Annotated in this window: 16 protein-coding genes; 4 read left to right on the plus strand and 12 right to left on the minus strand. The window is 73.0% G+C overall.

Annotated elements, in window-relative coordinates; translation table 11 throughout:
- Positions 1-196: 196 nt before the first annotated feature.
- Positions 197-355 carry a hypothetical protein gene (locus tag Q8791_RS26145; RefSeq protein WP_330094466.1) on the plus strand — a complete coding sequence of 53 codons (159 nt, stop codon included), beginning with the start codon at positions 197-199 and terminating at the stop codon, positions 353-355.
- A gap of 65 nt (positions 356-420) precedes the next feature.
- Here Q8791_RS26145 and Q8791_RS26150 read toward each other — a convergent pair whose 3' ends face one another.
- Positions 421-795 (minus strand): ADP-ribosylation/crystallin J1, encoded by a 375-nt coding sequence (locus tag Q8791_RS26150; protein WP_330094490.1) that lies wholly within the window; start codon positions 793-795, stop codon positions 421-423.
- A 665-nt stretch (positions 796-1,460) separates the two neighbouring features.
- Between Q8791_RS26150 and Q8791_RS26155 the strand changes: the two genes are divergently transcribed.
- The gene (locus Q8791_RS26155; protein ID WP_330094491.1) at positions 1,461-2,483 is read left to right on the plus strand and encodes a LacI family DNA-binding transcriptional regulator; all 1,023 of its coding nucleotides are present in this window, start codon (positions 1,461-1,463) and stop codon (positions 2,481-2,483) included.
- A 244-nt stretch (positions 2,484-2,727) separates the two neighbouring features.
- Complete coding sequence (locus Q8791_RS26160; RefSeq protein WP_330094467.1) at positions 2,728-3,930, plus strand: MFS transporter; 1,203 nt, start codon at positions 2,728-2,730, stop codon at positions 3,928-3,930.
- A 235-nt stretch (positions 3,931-4,165) separates the two neighbouring features.
- Here the strand turns inward: Q8791_RS26160 and Q8791_RS26165 are convergent, their stop codons facing one another.
- From Q8791_RS26165 to Q8791_RS26215, 11 genes are all read right to left on the minus strand, one after another.
- Positions 4,166-6,307 (minus strand): LamG domain-containing protein, encoded by a 2,142-nt coding sequence (locus Q8791_RS26165; protein ID WP_330094468.1) that lies wholly within the window; start codon positions 6,305-6,307, stop codon positions 4,166-4,168.
- A 251-nt stretch (positions 6,308-6,558) separates the two neighbouring features.
- Entirely contained in the window at positions 6,559-6,966 is a 408-nt protein-coding gene (paaI, locus tag Q8791_RS26170; protein ID WP_330094469.1) for a hydroxyphenylacetyl-CoA thioesterase PaaI, read from the minus strand.
- The gene (paaE, locus tag Q8791_RS26175) at positions 6,963-8,066 is read right to left on the minus strand and encodes a 1,2-phenylacetyl-CoA epoxidase subunit PaaE (protein ID WP_330094470.1); all 1,104 of its coding nucleotides are present in this window, start codon (positions 8,064-8,066) and stop codon (positions 6,963-6,965) included. The genes paaI and paaE overlap by 4 nt, the downstream gene beginning before the upstream one ends.
- A gap of 2 nt (positions 8,067-8,068) precedes the next feature.
- On the minus strand, positions 8,069-8,590 hold the full coding sequence (paaD, locus tag Q8791_RS26180; protein ID WP_330094471.1) for a 1,2-phenylacetyl-CoA epoxidase subunit PaaD: 522 nt from the start codon (positions 8,588-8,590) through the stop codon (positions 8,069-8,071).
- Entirely contained in the window at positions 8,584-9,462 is an 879-nt protein-coding gene (paaC, locus tag Q8791_RS26185; RefSeq protein WP_330094472.1) for a 1,2-phenylacetyl-CoA epoxidase subunit PaaC, read from the minus strand. The genes paaD and paaC overlap by 7 nt, the downstream gene beginning before the upstream one ends.
- Positions 9,463-9,507: 45 nt before the next feature.
- A complete protein-coding gene (gene paaB / locus Q8791_RS26190) occupies positions 9,508-9,819 on the minus strand; it encodes a 1,2-phenylacetyl-CoA epoxidase subunit PaaB (protein WP_330094473.1) in 312 nt (103 codons plus the stop codon).
- Complete coding sequence (paaA, locus tag Q8791_RS26195) at positions 9,816-10,793, minus strand: 1,2-phenylacetyl-CoA epoxidase subunit PaaA (RefSeq protein WP_330094474.1); 978 nt, start codon at positions 10,791-10,793, stop codon at positions 9,816-9,818. Before paaA ends, paaB begins: the two co-directional genes overlap by 4 nt.
- Before the next feature lie 96 nt (positions 10,794-10,889).
- Entirely contained in the window at positions 10,890-11,678 is a 789-nt protein-coding gene (locus tag Q8791_RS26200) for an enoyl-CoA hydratase/isomerase family protein (RefSeq protein ID WP_330094475.1), read from the minus strand.
- 4 nt (positions 11,679-11,682) lie between these two features.
- Positions 11,683-12,582, minus strand: coding sequence for a 3-hydroxyacyl-CoA dehydrogenase family protein (locus tag Q8791_RS26205; protein WP_330094476.1), 900 nt, complete (start codon positions 12,580-12,582; stop codon positions 11,683-11,685).
- Positions 12,579-13,328 carry an enoyl-CoA hydratase/isomerase family protein gene (locus Q8791_RS26210; RefSeq protein WP_330094477.1) on the minus strand — a complete coding sequence of 250 codons (750 nt, stop codon included), beginning with the start codon at positions 13,326-13,328 and terminating at the stop codon, positions 12,579-12,581. Before Q8791_RS26210 ends, Q8791_RS26205 begins: the two co-directional genes overlap by 4 nt.
- Positions 13,325-14,560, minus strand: a complete 1,236-nt coding sequence (locus tag Q8791_RS26215; protein WP_330094478.1) for a thiolase family protein — start codon at positions 14,558-14,560, stop codon at positions 13,325-13,327. The genes Q8791_RS26210 and Q8791_RS26215 overlap by 4 nt, the downstream gene beginning before the upstream one ends.
- 244 nt (positions 14,561-14,804) lie before the next feature.
- On the opposite strand from Q8791_RS26215, the gene paaK reads away from it, so the two are divergent.
- Positions 14,805-16,163, plus strand: a complete 1,359-nt coding sequence (gene paaK, locus Q8791_RS26220) for a phenylacetate--CoA ligase PaaK (RefSeq protein ID WP_330094479.1) — start codon at positions 14,805-14,807, stop codon at positions 16,161-16,163.
- Positions 16,164-16,238: the final 75 nt, after the last annotated feature.

A 16,238-nucleotide genomic window follows, 5' to 3' on the forward strand; every position in this document is an offset into this window, starting at 1 on the left:
ATGACCATGAGTACGGACCGGTCATCTCCCGGGGAAGGGAACCCGGTGCGACGCAAGCCGAACGGTCGTCACCGTGTGCTATCCCTGACCCGAAACCCCCGCGGTCACCGGGAGTCGCGGCGACCGGGACGTCCGAGTACGTGATCACACGAGAAGGAGGAGGGCGCGCCCCACAGGCCCGCGCGCCCGGAACCCCATGGCCACCACCCTCGACCCCCGACGGCACCCCTCCAGCCCGGCCCCCGACCGCACCGAACGCGAGCCCGTCGTGCTCGCCGACGCCTTCGGCGACGTCCTCGCCGCCCTCACCGACCTGGACCCCGACCTGGCACTCGTGCCCGGCCCCGACGCCTGACACGGCGCACGGCGGGGCCCGGCCCCGTGGCCGGGTCCCGCCGGCGCGGGACCGCGCCCCGCGCGTCAGCGCGGGACGATCCCCTCGGGGTGTTCGGGCAGGAAGGACAGCACCAGCTCGATGGCGCCGCGAAGATGGGCGTTGAACTCCGCCAGCTCCTCCGCCGGCACCCACAGCTCCAGGATCGTGCGGCCTCCCGCCTGCCGCACCGGGTACCGTGACGCGAAACCGGCGTCCACGCGGAACCGGGTGACGTGCCCCTCACCGTCACGTGGCAGGTTCCACTCCCGGGCGATCCGCTCCGCGTAGTCCTGGTTCAGAACCGGATAGAAGAGGGGCTGCTCCGGCAGCCGGGGAGGCCACGCGCGCCAGCCGGAATCCCTGACCAGATCGAGTTCCCGGGGCCCCGTGGGCCTCCACAGGGTCATCGTCTCCGCCATGCGTCCGCCCCTCTCCGTGCTGTTCACAGCAGGAGCTTAGACATCACGTGCCCCAGTCAGCACGCGCTTTTTACCGAGCGGACCGAAAATCGGCGCGTGGAACGGGAACACCACAAACATACGAAGCGTTCTCACAGATGAAGCGCCCCAGACCGAACCCCGACCCCATCGCATTCCCACCACCCACCCAGGTCGTGTGAGGCGCTCACACCACAAACCATGCGCGGATGCACGCGCTCGTGTCGGCAATGGGGGTTTCCGGCACGTATTCAGTCGCTGCATCCGCCTTCCCAGCGGCCAGACCGCACTCAGTGCACACTGGCCGCGCCCGCTGTGGCCCGCGTTGGGGGACGTGGGCCACAGCTACGTCCGGGGACGTGCCGCCACACCGGTACGTCCCCGGACCCATCTCCCCACCCGCCCCTCCCCCGATCTCCCCGCCGCGCGCAGGCCACCGCCCCTCCGGGTCTCCGCCGGACACGGTCGCCCCCGTACCGCGCCCGGCGGGAGGCCGAGCCCCCGCCCGCCCCGAGGGCACGTCCGGCTCCCGGCCCCCGGCAGTACGATGCGCTTACACCAGCGAGTCCGAGGGGACGCAGATGCCGAAGCCCGGTGACCGGGACGCGGGCGGGCCCGAGGGGCCCCGGCCCGCCCGGCGCCCGACCATGGCCGACGTCGCCGCGCGCGTGGGCGTCTCCCGACAGCTGGTCTCCCTCGTCCTCGGAGGACGCCCCGGCCCCAGTGCGACCGCCCGGGAGCAGATCCTGCGGGCGGCGGAGGAACTCGGCTACCGGGCCGACACCGCCGCCCGTCTGCTGCGCCGGACCCGCAGCCGCCAGGTCGGCGTGCTGTTCACCCTGGAGCACCCCCTGGACGCGCACGTGGTCGAGGCCGTCTACCCCGTCGCCGCCGAGCTCGGCTACAGCGTCGTCCTGAGCGCCATGCTCACCACCCGCACCGAGCGCGAGTCCATCGACGACCTCCTGGGGCTGCGGTGCGAGGCCCTCATCCTCATCGGCATGTCGGCCGAGGCCCCGACCGACCTGGCCAAGGTCGCCGAACTCGTGCCGGTGGTGGAGATCGGCCAGCGCACCGGGGCGCCGGGCACGGACAGCGTCCGGACCGCCGACGCCCGGGGGGTCCACCAGGCGGTCGACCACCTGGTGTCCCTGGGCCACCGGGACATCTCCCACGTCGACGGGGGCGACCTGCCCGGCGCCCGCGAACGCCTCCGGGGCTACCGGGACGGCATGGCCGCGCACGGACTGGCGGACCGCGCCGACGTGCTGCCCGGCGACTACACGGAGGAGTCCGGGGCGCGGGCCGCGCGCGTCCTGCTCGCCCGGGAGCGGCCGCCGACGGCCGTGGTCGCGTGCAACGACCTGTGCGCCCTCGGCCTGGTGGGAACGCTGAGCCGCGCGGGCAGCTCCGTTCCGGACGACATCTCCGTGGTGGGCTACGACGACAGCCGTACCGCCCGCCTGCCCTTCCTCCAGCTCACCTCGGTGCGCCAGGACGCGGCGGAGATGGCGCGGCTCGCGGTCCGCTCGGTGGCCGAGCGGCTGGACGACGGGCGCACCGAGAGCCGCCACCTGGTCCTGGAACCCGTGCTCGCGGTCCGGGGCAGCACGGGCGCGCCGCGCCGCGACCGATCCCGACCGGCCCCCTCCGACGGCAAGCGCCCCTGAGCAGGGCAGGACCACCGGATCCGCGCCCGGCCCGGGGCGCGAGTGGCGAGGCTCTCTCCCCGTACGGGACAGATCACACCCGAATCGTTTGAGATCCCCCCGGGCGGGCTGCGAGGCTGGATTTAGCACGTGCCAAACACCCCTGCCGCCTCTCTGACCGCGGTCGGGCCGGGCACGGGCACCAGGGCGACGACGCCCGCCACCACCGCCGTTCTCCCACGCTCCCCGTCTGGAGGGCCCACCCATGCCTCTGGCCCTGCTCGCCCTGGCTCTCGGGGCGTTCGCCATCGGTACCACCGAGTTCGTCATCATGGGGCTGCTGCCCGACGTGGCCGCCGACCTCGGCGTCCCGGTGCCCACCGCCGGATACCTCATCTCGGCCTACGCGCTGGGGGTGGTCGTCGGCGCACCCCTGCTCACCGCGCTCAGCACACGGGTGCCGCGCAAGGCGGTCCTGATGCTCTTCATGGGGCTCTTCCTGGCGGGCAACCTGGCCACCGTCCTCGCCCCCTCCTTCGGGGCCGTGTTCGCCTCCCGGGTCCTGGCGGGGCTGCCCCACGGGGCCTTCCTGGGCGTCGGTTCCCTGGTGGCGGCGCAGATGGCCGGGCCCGGCCGCCAGGCGACCGCGGTCTCGCGGGTCCTCCTCGGCCTGACCGTGGCCAACATCGTGGGCGTGCCCGTGGGCACGTTCCTGGGCCAGGCGATGGGATGGCGCGCCGCCTTCCTGGTCGTCTCCGGCATCGCGCTGCTCGCCACCCTGGGCGTCGCGGCGTTCGTGCCGCGCCAGCCCGCCGCTCCCGGCGCGGGCCTGCGCCAGGAGCTGTCCGAGCTGGGTCGGCCCCAGGTGGTCCTCGGCCTGACCACCGCCGTCTTCGGGTTCGCCGGGGTCTTCGCCGTCTACAGCTACGTGTCGCCGATGATGACCGAACTGGCGGGGGTGTCCTCCTCGTCCGTGCCGGTCGTCCTCGCCCTGTTCGGGGTCGGCATGACCCTGGGCTCCCTCGTCGTGGGACCCCTGGCCGACCGCGCGCTGCGCCCCACCATCTACGGTTCGCTCGCCGCGCTCGCGATCGTGCTGGCACTGTTCACGGTGACCGTGCACAACCCCTGGACGGCGGCGGTCAGCCTGGTCGTCCTGGGCGCGGTCGGGTTCGGCGTGTGCACACCGCTCCAGGTCCTGGTGATGAACCGGGCCGGGGCGGCGCCGACCATGGCCGCCGCGTCGAACCACTCCGCCTTCAACCTCGCCAACGCGGGTGGGGCGTGGCTGGGCGGTATCGGGATCAGCGCCGGCCTGGGGTACACCTCCCCGGCCGCGATCGGAGCCGTTCTGGCCGTCGTCGGCCTGGGCATCGCCGTGCTGGCGGGGTTCCTGGACCGCCCGGAGCGTCGGGGAGCCCCGGAGGGGCTCGCATCCGACGTGCCGGAGGCCGGCGTCCTGCGCTGAGCGTTCGGCGCCCGGGAGCGGCGTTCCCGCCGGGGAGCCCGGCACGGCTGTCGGGGGCGGGACCGTGCGATCCTGTTCCGCAGCGCACGGGTCCGCTGGATCCCGTCCGCCCCCAGGTTCACCCGCTCCCCGCGTACGCGGGGATGGGCCCGGCCTGCCCCCGCACACGCGCGGGGTCGGGCCACCGGTGGCGGCCCGACCCCGACTCACCCTGCCCGGCTCGGCCCCACCACGCTCAGACGGGGATCCAACCGAACTGGATGCGCGTGATGTCCGAGTCCAGTGCTACTCCCTGGTGCAGCTGGGCCAGGCTGACTCCCCCGGTCCACGGACGTCCCACACCTTCGGCGTGACCGGCCCCACCGATGACGACGTCGCCGCCGGCGTGCCAGGCATCCACGCGCTCCGCGCCTCCGGCACGGTTGCCGTCGACGTGCAGTGTGAGTGTGCCGTCCGTGTGGTCGTACACGCCCGCCAGATGCACCCACTCGCCGATCCACGCCGACGTGGCCGAGGTGACCCGGTGGACTTCGACCGACCCCGCTCCGTCCTGGACGGGCACCTCGAAGACCCAGCGTCGGAGCCCGGCGTCGTAGCCGAGCGCGAAGCCACTGGTTCCGGACCCGCTCTGTGACAGGGCGACGGCATCGACCCCACCGTCGTCCAGTCGGACCCATGCCGACGCGGTGAAACTGCGGTCGGTCCGCACCGCGGGGCCGTCGGTGCGCAGGTGCTCCCCTTGCGCGCCGTCGAGGAGGATCCCGGGCTCGAAGATCCCGTCGTTGAACGCCCCGTCCCACACCGTGCCGGGGTCACCGTGCAGCACCGCGTCGAGCCCGTGGTCGGTAGCGTCCTCGGCGGTGCTGCCCTCCGTCTCACCGAGCCACCAGGTTCCCTCCGGTACGACCGGCTGGTTGGCCGCCGCCCAGATCTCGGACCGCCGGCCGCCGCTGACCTCCTCGTCCGCCGTGACAGGGGCACGGTTCCACGCCAGCACGTCGTCGACCGCTCCGGGCCACGTGCCGGCGAATTCGCCCCCGGCCTGGCCTCCGCCGATGACGAACGCCCCTTCGGCCGTTCCCGCCGAGGTCTGCTCGACCGTCTCCTGGTGCACACCGTCCACGTAGAGCGAGAGCTCACCGGTGGACGGGTCGGAGGCTCCGACCAGCCTGGTCCAGACGCCCGTCTGCGCCGGGGCGGTCGAGGTCGCCCTGTGGGCGAACCCCGCGTCCGAGCTGTCCCGGTCGGCCCGCTGGAACACCCACGCCTCCTCGGAGGCGTCGTAGCCGAGCTGGAAACCGCTGACGTGCTCACCGTCCTGGGAGACGGCGACGGCGTCGTCATCGGTACCGTCCAGACGCACCCACGCGGAGACGGTGAACGCTCCGGAGGTGTCGACGACCGATTCCTCGGTACGGAGGTGGCCGTCGGACGTGACGGCCGCCGTGTCCTCCAGGCGGTAGCCGGATCCGGCGCGCTCCCCCACACGGCCTCGCGCCCAGCCGATGGCGCCGGTGCCCTCGGCGGTCCTCCCCCGGCTCATGGCATCGTGCGCGGTGGAGTCTTCTCCCTCGTCGAGGGGGAAGTAGGCGACGGGGTCCGCGTGAGGCGCGACCAGGAAGGAGTAGACCATCGCACACGAGGACGAGTTGCCGTAGGCATCGACGCTCCGCGCATGGATCGACCGGGGTCCGTCCCGCTGAGGTGTGATCCGGACCGTCGCCTCCGCTCCGGGCTGATCCAACTCCACCCGCGTCGTGCACGAACCGCTCATACCGTAGTAGAAGGCGACCGCGTCCTCGACGCCGTTGGCATCGAACGTGAAGTCGCCCGCCCGGCCCGGCGCCCCGTGGAATCTGTTGTCGTCGGGGTAGTCGTCGGACGTGACGGTCGGCGGTGCCGCGGGTTTGCTCGTACTGATCTCGATCCAGCACCGGTCGGACCACTCACCCCAGGCCCGGGTGTCGTGGCCCCGCGCACGGTAGCCGATCAGGACCTCTTCGGGCAGGTCCCTCGCGGTGACCGAGCGCGGCGCGGGAGGTCGGCCCGGAGAGTCCCAGGTGTAGACGGAATCGGCGCTGCCGAGTGGTTCGTCCGCGCCTTCGAGACCCCACTCGAACTGCGCCTTGACCTGTGTGGACACGGTCTCGGCGTCGGGGTGGGTGATGAGCCCGCGCAGGGTGAGGGTGGTGTCGTTGAGCAGCGTGGGTCGGCTGCTGTCCGTGGAACAGGCCTCGCCGCGCGCGGTGAGCGTGGAGGTGTCAGGCCGGTCCGGGGGTCGGTTCTCGTCGGCCAGTGCCGGGGACTGTCCGAGGAGGGACAGGACGAGTGCGAGGGCGGCCGAGGCCGCCGTCGTACGGGTCAGGGAACGACGCATGTGGGGGATGCCTGTCTGGTCGAGGCCCGCCTGGAGCGGGCAGGGGAACCGAACAGGAGAAAACTACTGACACCAGCACATAAGTAACAAGATTCTCGAACGCCCCACAATGCGCCTTATGCACACTGACTTGGCCGTAAACGCCCTTGACCGGTTACGGCCACGGCCCTCCGCCGTCCGGCTCCCGCGCATGCGGCGCGGGCCGGGGCGTCGGCGACGCCCCGGCCCTCGCACAGGGGACCCGCGGTGTGTCAGGTCCGGTCGGGCAGGGTGCGGCTGCGCCCGCGGAACTCGGCGATGACCTCCTCGCCGCGGCGCACCGTGACGTCGTAGAGGCCGCTGCGGCCGAACACCGTCCGCTCGTGGGCGGTGGCCACGAGCTCGTCGCCCTCCCGGGCGGCGGCCACGAAGGTCACGTCGGCGCCGGAGGCCACGGTCACCCCTCCCCCCTCGGCGTTGCACGCGCACGCGAACGCGGTGTCGGCGAGGGTGAACACGTACCCGCCGTGGGCGATCCCGTGCCCGTTCACCATCATCGGGCCGACGGTCATCTCCACGACCGCGGTGCCGTGGTCGGCCGTGACCAGGCGCATTCCCAGGTTCTTGGACGCGCGGTCGGCCTCGAACATCCGCCACGCGGTCTCGTTGCGGGCGCTCACGAGTCGAAGTCCACGGTCACGGCGTCGGTCTCGGGGATCGCCTGGCAGGACAGGGCGTACCCGGCCTCCACCTCGGCGTCGCTGAGCGCGTAGTTGCGCAGCATGCGCACCTCCCCCTCGCAGACCCTGACCCGGCATGTCCCGCACACGCCGCCCTTGCAGGCGAAGGGCAGGTCGGGGCGGTAGCGCTGGGCGCCGTCCAGCACCGGCACCCCCCGCGGCAGCGTCAGGGTGCTGGTGCGTCCGTCCAGGACGACGGTGACCTCGCTGGAGGGCCCCTCGACCCCGGGCTCCTCGTGTCTGGCCTGGGGCGGCGGCTCCGTGCCCTCGACGAAGAACAGCTCCTGGTGGATCCGGTCCCCGGGCACGCCCCGGCCCGCCAGGACCTCCTGGGCGTCGGTGACCATCCCGTAGGGGCCGCACAGCCACCAGTGGTCGGCGGCGTCGGCGGCGACGACCGTGTCCAGGAGCGCCTCCAGCTTCTCGGCGTCCAGGCGTCCGGTGAACAGCTCGGTCTCGCGCGGCTCTCGGGAGAGCACGTGCACCAGCTCGAAGCGGTGCCCGAACGCGTCCTTGAGGTCGGCGACGTCGTCGGCGAACATCACCGTGTCGCTGCGGCGGTTGCCGTACAGCAGGGTGACGTGGGAGCCGGTGCGGCGCAGCAGCGACGACGCCATCGACAGCATCGGGGTGATACCGGAGCCGGCGGCGATCATCACGTGGCGGGCGGCGGTGTCCAGGTCGGGGCTGAACCGGCCGGTGGGCGCGCCCACCTCGACCTCGTCGCCCGGCCGGACCTCGTTGACCAGCCACCCGGAGAACAGGCCCCCGGAGACCAGGCGCACGCCCACGCGGGGCGCCTCCCCCACGGGGGCGCAGATGGAGTAGCTGCGCCGCTCCTCCACGCCGTCGACCTCGCGGCGCAGGGTCAGCGACTGTCCTGGGGCGAACGCGTACTCCTCGGCCAGGTGGTCGGGCACGTCGAAGGTGACGGCGACGGCGTCGTCGCACAGGCGCTCCACGGCGGCCACGCGCAGCCGGTGGAAGGCTCCCCTGCGGCGCGGCGGGGCCTGCCCGGCGTCGGTGGCGGGTGTGGTCACGGTCAGATCTCCTTGACGTGCTCGAACGGTTCGAGGCAGGACCGGCATCGGTGCAGCGACTTGCAGGAGGTCGCGCCGAACCGGGACAGTTCCTCGGTGTCGGCCGCACCGCACAGCGGGCAGCGCGGAACGGTACGGGTGGGCATGAGGGTCAGCGGGACGGGGCCCGCCGGGCGCTGCGGCGCCCCGCCGGGCGGCGAGATGCCGTTCGCGGAGAGCTTGCGCCTGCCCTCGTCGGTGATCCAGTCGGTGGTCCACGGCGGGGACAGCTCGGTGCGCACCTCCACCCGGTCGAAGCCCGCTCCGCGCACGGCCCGGTCCACGTCCACGCGCATCTCGGCCAGTGCCGGGCAGCCGGAGTAGGTGGGGGTGATCCACACGGCAGCGGTGCCGTCCTCCTCGATCTCGACCCGGCGCAGGATGCCCAGGTCGGCGAGGGTGAGCATGGGGAGTTCGGGGTCGGCGACCGCGGCGGCCGCCGCACGGGCGCGTTCGAGGCCGGTGGTCCGGTCGGTGGCTACCATGTCGCCTCCGGGTGCTCCCTGGCCACCTTCTGGAGTTCGTCCAGCAGGGGGGCGAGCCGGTCGGTGTGCCTTCCGTCGCGTCCGGCGGTCGCGCCCGGGGGGAAGGGCCCGGGTGCGCCCAGGGTCGCCCGGACCAGCACCTGGGTGAGGACGGCGTGGACCTCGTCGCGGACGGTGGCCGGGTCCACGCCGGCGCCCTGGTCCGCCAGGCGCGCCTCGACGGGGTGGGTGGCGAAGAGTTCTCCGGTGAGCGGCCACACGGCGGCGACGGCCTCGGCCATCCGCTCGTGGGAGTAGGCGGTGCCGTCGCCCAGGCGCAGCGCCCAGGAGACCGCGTACTCGCGGTGGTAGGCGAGTTCGTTGACCGCCTTGGCGGCGATCGCGGCGAGCACGGGGTCCTTGCTGTCCGTGAGCCGGGTGAACAGGGCCAGCCGCGAGCTGGACAGGACCAGCAGGGTGACGACGGCGCGGGCGAAGTCGCCCCGGGGGGCCTCGGCCAGGTGCACGTTGCGGAACTCGGAGGGGCCCCGCCGGTAGGCGAAGGCGTCCTCGTCGCGTCCGGTGCCGTCGGCCTGTCCGGCGCGGGCCAGCAGCAGGCGTGCCTGGCCGAGCAGGTCGAGGGCGATGTTGGCCAGCGCCACCTCCTCCTCCAGCTCGGGCGCGTCGGTCACCCAGTCGACGAGCCGCTGGGCCTGGACGAGCGCGTCGTCGCCGAGCATCTGGCAGTACAGCGCGAGGTCGTCGCCGTCCACCCCCGCAGGAAGGGTGGTGTCCACGCCCGCGAGGGCGTCGGTGAAGCCGGTGCCGAAGGCCCAGCGGGCGTCGCCGCCGTGCTCCTCGGTCAGGGCCGTGAAGATGGTGTCGCCACTCATGTCTGCTTCCTTTGGCCTCGTGTTCCCTGGTCCCCGTCGTCCCCGCTAGATGTGCGGGACGTCCTCGGGGATGGGGTAGAAGGTCGGGTGGCGGTAGACCTTGTCACCGCTGGGGGCGAAGAAGGGGTCCTTCTCGTCCGGGCTGGACGCGGTGATGTGCTCGGCGGGCACCACCCAGATGCTGACGCCCTCGTTGCGGCGGGTGTAGAGGTTGCGGGCGTTGTGCAGCGCCATGGTGTCGTCGGGCGCGTGCAGGGAGCCCACGTGGACGTGGTTCAGGCCGCGCTTGCCGCGGACGAAGACCTCGTAGAGGGGCCACTCGGGGCGGGCCGCGGTGCCGGTCGCGTCGTTGCTCATGCCGTGGCCTCCTCGGCGCTCTGCTGCTTGCGGGCGTAGGCGGTGGCGGCCTCGCGGACCCACGCGCCCTTCTCGTGGGCGGCGCGGCGGCGTTCGACGCGCTCGGCGTTCTTGGGGCCGGCGCCGGAGACGACCTGTTTGAACTCGACCCAGTCGGGCTCGCCGAAGTCGTGTGCGCCGCGCTCCTCGTTCCACACCAGTGCGGGGTCGGGGAGGGTCACGCCCAGCTTCTCGGCCTGGGGGACGCTCATGTCGACGAACTTCTGGCGGAGGTCGTCGTTGGTGTCGCGCTTGATGCGCCAGGCCATGGACTGGCGGGTGTTGGGCGACTCGGCGTCCGGAGGCCCGAACATCATCAGGGACGGCCACCACCAGCGGTCGACGGCGTCCTGGACCATCCGGCGCTGGCCCTCGGTGCCCTCCATCATCCGCATGAGCAGTTCGTAGCCCTGCCGCTGGTGGAAGGACTCCTCCTTGCAGATGCGCACCATGGCGCGGGAGTAGGGGCCGAAGGAGCTGCGGCACAGCGGGACCTGGTTGCAGATGGCGGCGCCGTCGACCAGCCAGCCGATGACGCCGACGTCGGCGAAGGTCAGCGACGGGTAGTTGAAGATCGAGGAGTACTTCTGGCGGCCCTCGATGAGGCGCTCGGTCAGGTCCGTGCGGTCCACGCCGAGGGTCTCGGCGGCCGCGTACAGGTACAGGCCGTGCCCGGCCTCGTCCTGGACCTTGGCCAGCAGGATCGCCTTGCGGCGCAGGCTGGGCGCGGAGGCGATCCAGTCGCCCTCGGGCTGCATGCCGATGATCTCCGAGTGCGCGTGCTGGGAGACCTGGCGGACCAGGGTCTTGCGGTAGGCCTCGGGCATCCAGTCACGCGGCTCGATGCGCTGGTCGGCGGCGACCTTGGCGTCGAACTCCGCCTGGAAGTCCAGGTCGGCGCCGGGGGGCGTCTCCTGGGCCGTCACGGTGGACATTGATCGTTCCCCATTCATAACCGAACGTTCGGTCAGTAATTAGTATCCCCGGATTCCCCCGCCCGGGCAAGTCCCCAGGTGGGGGAATCCCCCAGCTCAGCCGCCGGTGAAGGTCGGGGCCCGCTTGTTCAGGAAGGCGTCGACCGCCGCGGTGTGGTCCGCGGTCACCCCGAGCTGGTTCTGGAGGTCGGCCTCCTCCTCCAGCAGCTCGGGCAGGTCACGGCTGCCGTCGGCGGCCGAGCGGACCTCGCGCTTGGCGGCCACGAAGGCGCTGGTCGGACCGGCGGCGAGCAGGGCGGCGACCTCGCGGGCGCGAACCTCCCAGGCGTCGTCCTCCACGACCTCGGTGACCAGGCCCAGCTCCAGGGCGCGGTCGGCGCCGACGACGGTGCCCAGCAGCATCAGCTCCATGGCGCGCGCCTGGCCCAGCGACGACACCAGCCGGTAGGCCAGGCCGGAGTCCGAGGCCAGCCCGATGCCGGTGAAGGCCGTGCCGAACTTCGCCCGGCGCGCGGCGATCCGCACGTCCCCGGCCAGGGCGAAGCCCAGGCCCGCGCCCACGCACGCCCCGCCGATCCCGACCACCACGGGGACCTGGATGCTCTCCAGGGCCTGCACGATCGGGTTGTAGTGCTCACGCACCGTGGTCAGCGCCTGGCCCGGCTCCTCCTTGAGGATCCGCGCGTGCTCGGCCAGGTCCTGGCCGACGCAGAAGGCCTTGGCGGATCCCAGCAGCAGCACCGAGCGGGCCGTGGTGGACTCCGCCGCGCTCCGCAGTGCCGCCAGGAACTCCTCCTTGACCTCCCGGGTCAGCGCGGGCCTGTTCAGGCGCACCGTGGCGATCCCGTCGGCCTCGACGAACTCCGCCGCCCTCTGTTCGCTCAACGCTCTAGTCTCCTTTGTCCCAGGTGTGGAAGCCCTGGCCCGTCTTCTTGCCGAGCTTCCCCTCCGCGACCATACGGCGCAGCAGCTCCGGGGGAGCGAACCGGTCCCCCAGCTCGGAGGCGAGGTGCTCCGCGATCGCCAGCCGGACGTCGAGCCCGACCAGGTCGGTGAGGCGCAGCGGGCCCATCGGGTGCCGGTAGCCCAGCTCCATGGCGGTGTCGATGTCGGCGGGCGAGGCGACCTCCTCCTCCACCATGCGGATGGCCTCCAGCCCGAGCATGACGCCGAGGCGGCTGGTGGCGAACCCGGGGGCGTCCCTGACCGCGATCTCGGTCTTGCCCAGGGCGGCGACCCAGCCGCGCACCGACTCCAGCACGGCGGGGCCGGTCTCGGGGGCGACCACGATCTCCACCAGCTTGGAGGCGGGGACCGGGTTGAAGAAGTGGGTTCCCAGGAAGCGGCGCGGGTGCTGGAGGGCGGCCGCCAGTTCGGTGACCGACAGGGAGCTGGTGTTGGAGGCCAGGACGGTGTCCTCCCCCACGGCGGCCTCCGCCGCCGTGAGCACGGCGATCTTCAGCTCCGGCCGCTCGGGCACGGCCTCCACGACCAGACCGGCGTCGGCGGGGATGGCGGCGGTGTCGGTGACCGTGCGCAGCCGGGCCAGGTAGGCGGCCGGGTCGGCGTCGATCTTCCCCCGGGACCGGGCCCCGGCCAGTCCGGAGGCCACCCGGGCGCGACCGGCCTCGGCGGCCTCCGCGGTGGCCTCGACCAGGACCACGTCCGCCCCCGCGGTGAGGAACTGCTGGACGATGCCGGCGCCCATGGTGCCGCCGCCGACGACGGCGACGACCGCGGGGACCAGGGGGGCTCCCGGCCCCGCAGCGGTCTGCTCGTGGGTGCTCAACGCTTCTTCCTCTCCAGGAACCGGGTCATCCGGTCGTGCTTGTCGGCGCTCTCGAACAGCACCGCCTGTGTCAGGTCGTCGGCCAGCGGGTGCGCACCGTCGGCGTCCAGGACCAGTTTGGTCATGCGCAGCGCCAGGGCGGAGGAGGCCGCCATCCGGTCCAGGAGGGCGTGGGCGCTCGCGCGCAGCTCCTCGGCCGGGACGATCTCGGCGACCAGCCCGTGGCGCAGTGCCGCCTCGGCGTCCAGCCGGAAGCCGCCCAGCAGGACCTGCTTGGCGACCGAGGCGCCGACCAGCTCCTTCAGCCTCCAGCACGCCCCCGCGCCGGCGATGATGCCCAGGCCCGGCTCGGGCTGGGCGAACACGGCGGTGGGGGTGGCCAGCCGGATGTCGCACGCGTAGGACAGTTCGGCCCCGCCGCCCAGCGCCCACCCGTCCACGGCGGCCACGGTGGGGGCCTGGAGCCGGTGCAGGCGCTCGAACAGGCGGCTGTTGATCCCGGCCATCGCCTCCTCGCGTCCGCGCTCGCGCAGTTCGGAGATGTCCGCGCCGCCCGCGAACACGTCGCCGTGCCCGGTGAGCAGCAGCGGCCGGGGGTCGGCCTCGATCTCGGCGCACACCTCGTGCAGCTCGGCGATCATCCGGCCGTTGATGGCGTTGCGGGCCGCGGGCCGGTGCAGTTCGACCACCACGCGGTCGTCACGGCGTTCGACGAGGAGCGTCTCGAAGTCCCGGTGGCCGGTCACGGGCGCTCCACCAGGAGTGCGACGCCCTGGCCGACGCCGACGCAGAGGGCGGCCAGGCCCCGCCGGGTGTCCTCGCGTTCCATGCGGTTGAGGAGGGTGACGAGGATGCGGGAGCCGGAGCTGCCGAGGGGGTGTCCGAGGGCGATCGCGCCGCCGTCGGCGTTGACTCGCTCCTCGTCCATCCCGAGCTGTCGCATCACGCCCAACGACTGGGCGGCGAAGGCCTCGTTGAGCTCGGCCGAGCCGATGTCGTCGACGGTCCAGCCCGCGCGGGCCAGGACCTTGCGGGTGGCCGGGACGGGGCCCAGGCCCATGATCTGCGGTTCCACTCCGGCGGAGGCGGAGCCGACCACGCGGGCGCGCGGGGTGAGGCCGTACTCGCGGACGGCGTGCGCGCCGGCCAGGACCAGGGCGGAGGCGCCGTCGGAGAGCGAGGAGGAGTTGCCCGCGGTGACGATGCCGCCCGCGCGGAAGACGGGGCGCAGCTTCCCCAGGCTCTCCATGCTGGAGCCGGGGCGGGGGCCCTCGTCGGCGGTGACCTCGTGGGTCTGGCCCTTGCGCCCGGTGACGGTGACCGGGACGATCTCGCCGTCGAAGCGCCCGGCCCCGGCCGCGGCGACGGCGCGCTCGTGGCTGCGCAGGGCGAAGGCGTCGCACTCCTCGCGGCTCAGGCCCTCCAGGACGGCGACCTCCTCCGCGGTCTCACCCATGGACAGCGTGTAGCGCAGGTCCGTCGGGCCGGCCCCGGCGGGGACCGCGGCGTCGGCGGCGGCGAAGCGCGGGTTGGTGAAGCGCCAGCCCAGAGAGGTGTCGGCGACCTCGCCCGGCTTGGCCCAGGGCGTGCCGGGCTTGGCCATCACCCAGGGGGCGCGGGTCATGGACTCGACGCCGCCCGCGACGACCACGTCGGCCTCGCCCGCGCGGATGGCCTGGGCTGCGGAGGCGACGGCGGTCAGTCCGCTGGCGCAGAGCCGGTTGACGGTGTAGCCGGGGACGCGGGGATCGAGTCCGGAGAGCAGCACGGCCATGCGGGCCACGTTGCGGTTGTCCTCACCGGCCTGGTTGGCGGCGCCGAGGATCACCTCGTCGACGGCCTCGCCGGGGACGCCGGAGCGGCGGACCGCCTCGGCCACGGCCGTGGCGGCGAGGTCGTCGGGGCGCACCGAGGCGAGGGCCCCGCCGTAGCGGCCCTGGGGGGTGCGCACCCCGTCGACCAAGTAGACGTCGCTCACGTGCGGCCTCCCGTGTTAACGGCGGTGGTCTGCGCCACCGTCATCTGTGAAATCATCGACACTTCTCCTTGACATGCTCGCCCGGAGACTGCGTTAATGCATTAGTAACCGAACGTTCGGTCAGTAAGCAAGTCGGACCGCCCCGCAGACGGCCCGCACCACACTCACGACCCGCGCGGTTCCCCGCCCACCCACCCAGGCGTCCGGCCTGGCGGGTTCCCGCGCACAGTACACGGAGAGGTCCATGGCAAGCCACGACACCACCACGCAGTCGGCCGGTGCTGCCCCTCACCAGCGCCTCGGGCAGGCGCCCGCGTCCGATCTCCTGGACCCGGCCGAGCGCATGAGTGTCGACGAACTGCGCGCCCTCCAGCTGGAGCGCCTCCGGTGGACGCTCGACCACGCCTACACCAACGTGCCGCTGTACAAGGAGAAGTTCGACGAGGCGGGGGTGCGTCCGCAGGACCTCCGGACGCTGGAGGACATCCGCCTCTTCCCCCACACCACCAAGGCGGACCTGCGCGACAACTACCCCTTCGGCATGTTCGCCGTGCCCCAGGAGCAGGTCAGCCGCATCCACGCCTCCAGCGGCACCACGGGCCGGCCCACGGTCGTGGGCTACACCCGTGAGGACATCGACACGTGGGCGACGGTCGTGGCCCGCTCCATCCGCGCGGCGGGCGGGCGGCCCGGCCACAAGGTGCACGTCTCCTACGGCTACGGACTCTTCACCGGAGGCCTGGGCGCCCACTACGGGGCCGAGAAGCTCGGCTGCACGGTCATCCCCGCCTCCGGCGGCCAGACCGCCAAGCAGGTCCAGCTCATCCAGGACTTCCGGCCCGAGATCATCATGGTCACCCCCAGCTACATGCTGACCCTGCTGGACGAGTTCGAGCGCCAGGGCATCGACCCGCGCACGACCTCGCTCAGGATCGGCATCTTCGGCGCCGAGCCCTGGACCGAGCAGATGCGCCGTGAGATCGAGGAGCGCTTCGACATCCACGCCGTGGACATCTACGGCCTGTCCGAGGTGATGGGCCCGGGTGTGGCCAACGAGTGCGTGGAGACCAAGGACGGCCTGCACGTCTGGGAGGACCACTTCTACCCGGAGGTCCTGGACCCCGTCACGCAGGAGGCGCTGCCCGACGGCGAGAACGGCGAGCTGGTCTTCACCTCGCTGACCAAGCAGGCGATGCCCGTGATCCGCTACCGCACCCGCGACCTGACGACGCTGCGCCCGGGCACCGCCCGGCCCATGCGCCGCATGGACAAGGTCACCGGGCGCAGCGACGACATGATCATCCTGCGCGGCGTCAACGTCTTCCCGACCCAGATCGAGGAGATCGTGCTGGGCCTGGACGGGCTCGCCCCGCACTTCCAGCTGGTGCTCACCAAGGACGGCCGCCTGGACCGCATGGCCGTGCGGATCGAGGCCGCCCCGGACTGCACCGCCGAGCGCCGCACGGCCCTGAGCCGGGAGATCGTCGCCACGGTCAAGGACCGGGTCGGCGTGAGCGTGACCGTGGACGTCGTCGACCCCGAGCAGATCGAGCGGTCCGTCGGCAAGTTCCGGCGCATCATCGACCAGCGCCCCCGGGCGTAAGACTCCTCCGGGCACGGACACGGCCGCCGCGGGACGGGAGCCCCCGCGGCGGCCGTCGCCCTGCGTGCGGCGGAC

This window comes from Nocardiopsis codii, from assembly GCF_036327455.1.
GTDB classification, from domain to species: domain Bacteria; phylum Actinomycetota; class Actinomycetes; order Streptosporangiales; family Streptosporangiaceae; genus Nocardiopsis; species Nocardiopsis codii.

Excerpts from the sequence above, each read along its gene's own strand:
- Q8791_RS26145 (WP_330094466.1), top strand. The coding sequence starts at position 197 with ATGGCCACCACCCTCGACCCCCGACGGCACCCCTCCAGCCCGGCCCCC.
- Q8791_RS26150 (WP_330094490.1), bottom strand. The coding sequence starts at position 795 with ATGGCGGAGACGATGACCCTGTGGAGGCCCACGGGGCCCCGGGAACTC.
- Q8791_RS26155 (WP_330094491.1), top strand. The coding sequence starts at position 1,461 with ATGGCCGACGTCGCCGCGCGCGTGGGCGTCTCCCGACAGCTGGTCTCC.
- Q8791_RS26160 (WP_330094467.1), top strand. The coding sequence starts at position 2,728 with ATGCCTCTGGCCCTGCTCGCCCTGGCTCTCGGGGCGTTCGCCATCGGT.
- Q8791_RS26165 (WP_330094468.1), bottom strand. The coding sequence starts at position 6,307 with ATGCGTCGTTCCCTGACCCGTACGACGGCGGCCTCGGCCGCCCTCGCA.
- paaD (WP_330094471.1), bottom strand. The coding sequence starts at position 8,590 with ATGGTAGCCACCGACCGGACCACCGGCCTCGAACGCGCCCGTGCGGCG.
- paaC (WP_330094472.1), bottom strand. The coding sequence starts at position 9,462 with ATGAGTGGCGACACCATCTTCACGGCCCTGACCGAGGAGCACGGCGGC.
- paaB (WP_330094473.1), bottom strand. The coding sequence starts at position 9,819 with ATGAGCAACGACGCGACCGGCACCGCGGCCCGCCCCGAGTGGCCCCTC.
- paaA (WP_330094474.1), bottom strand. The coding sequence starts at position 10,793 with ATGTCCACCGTGACGGCCCAGGAGACGCCCCCCGGCGCCGACCTGGAC.
- paaK (WP_330094479.1), top strand. The coding sequence starts at position 14,805 with ATGGCAAGCCACGACACCACCACGCAGTCGGCCGGTGCTGCCCCTCAC.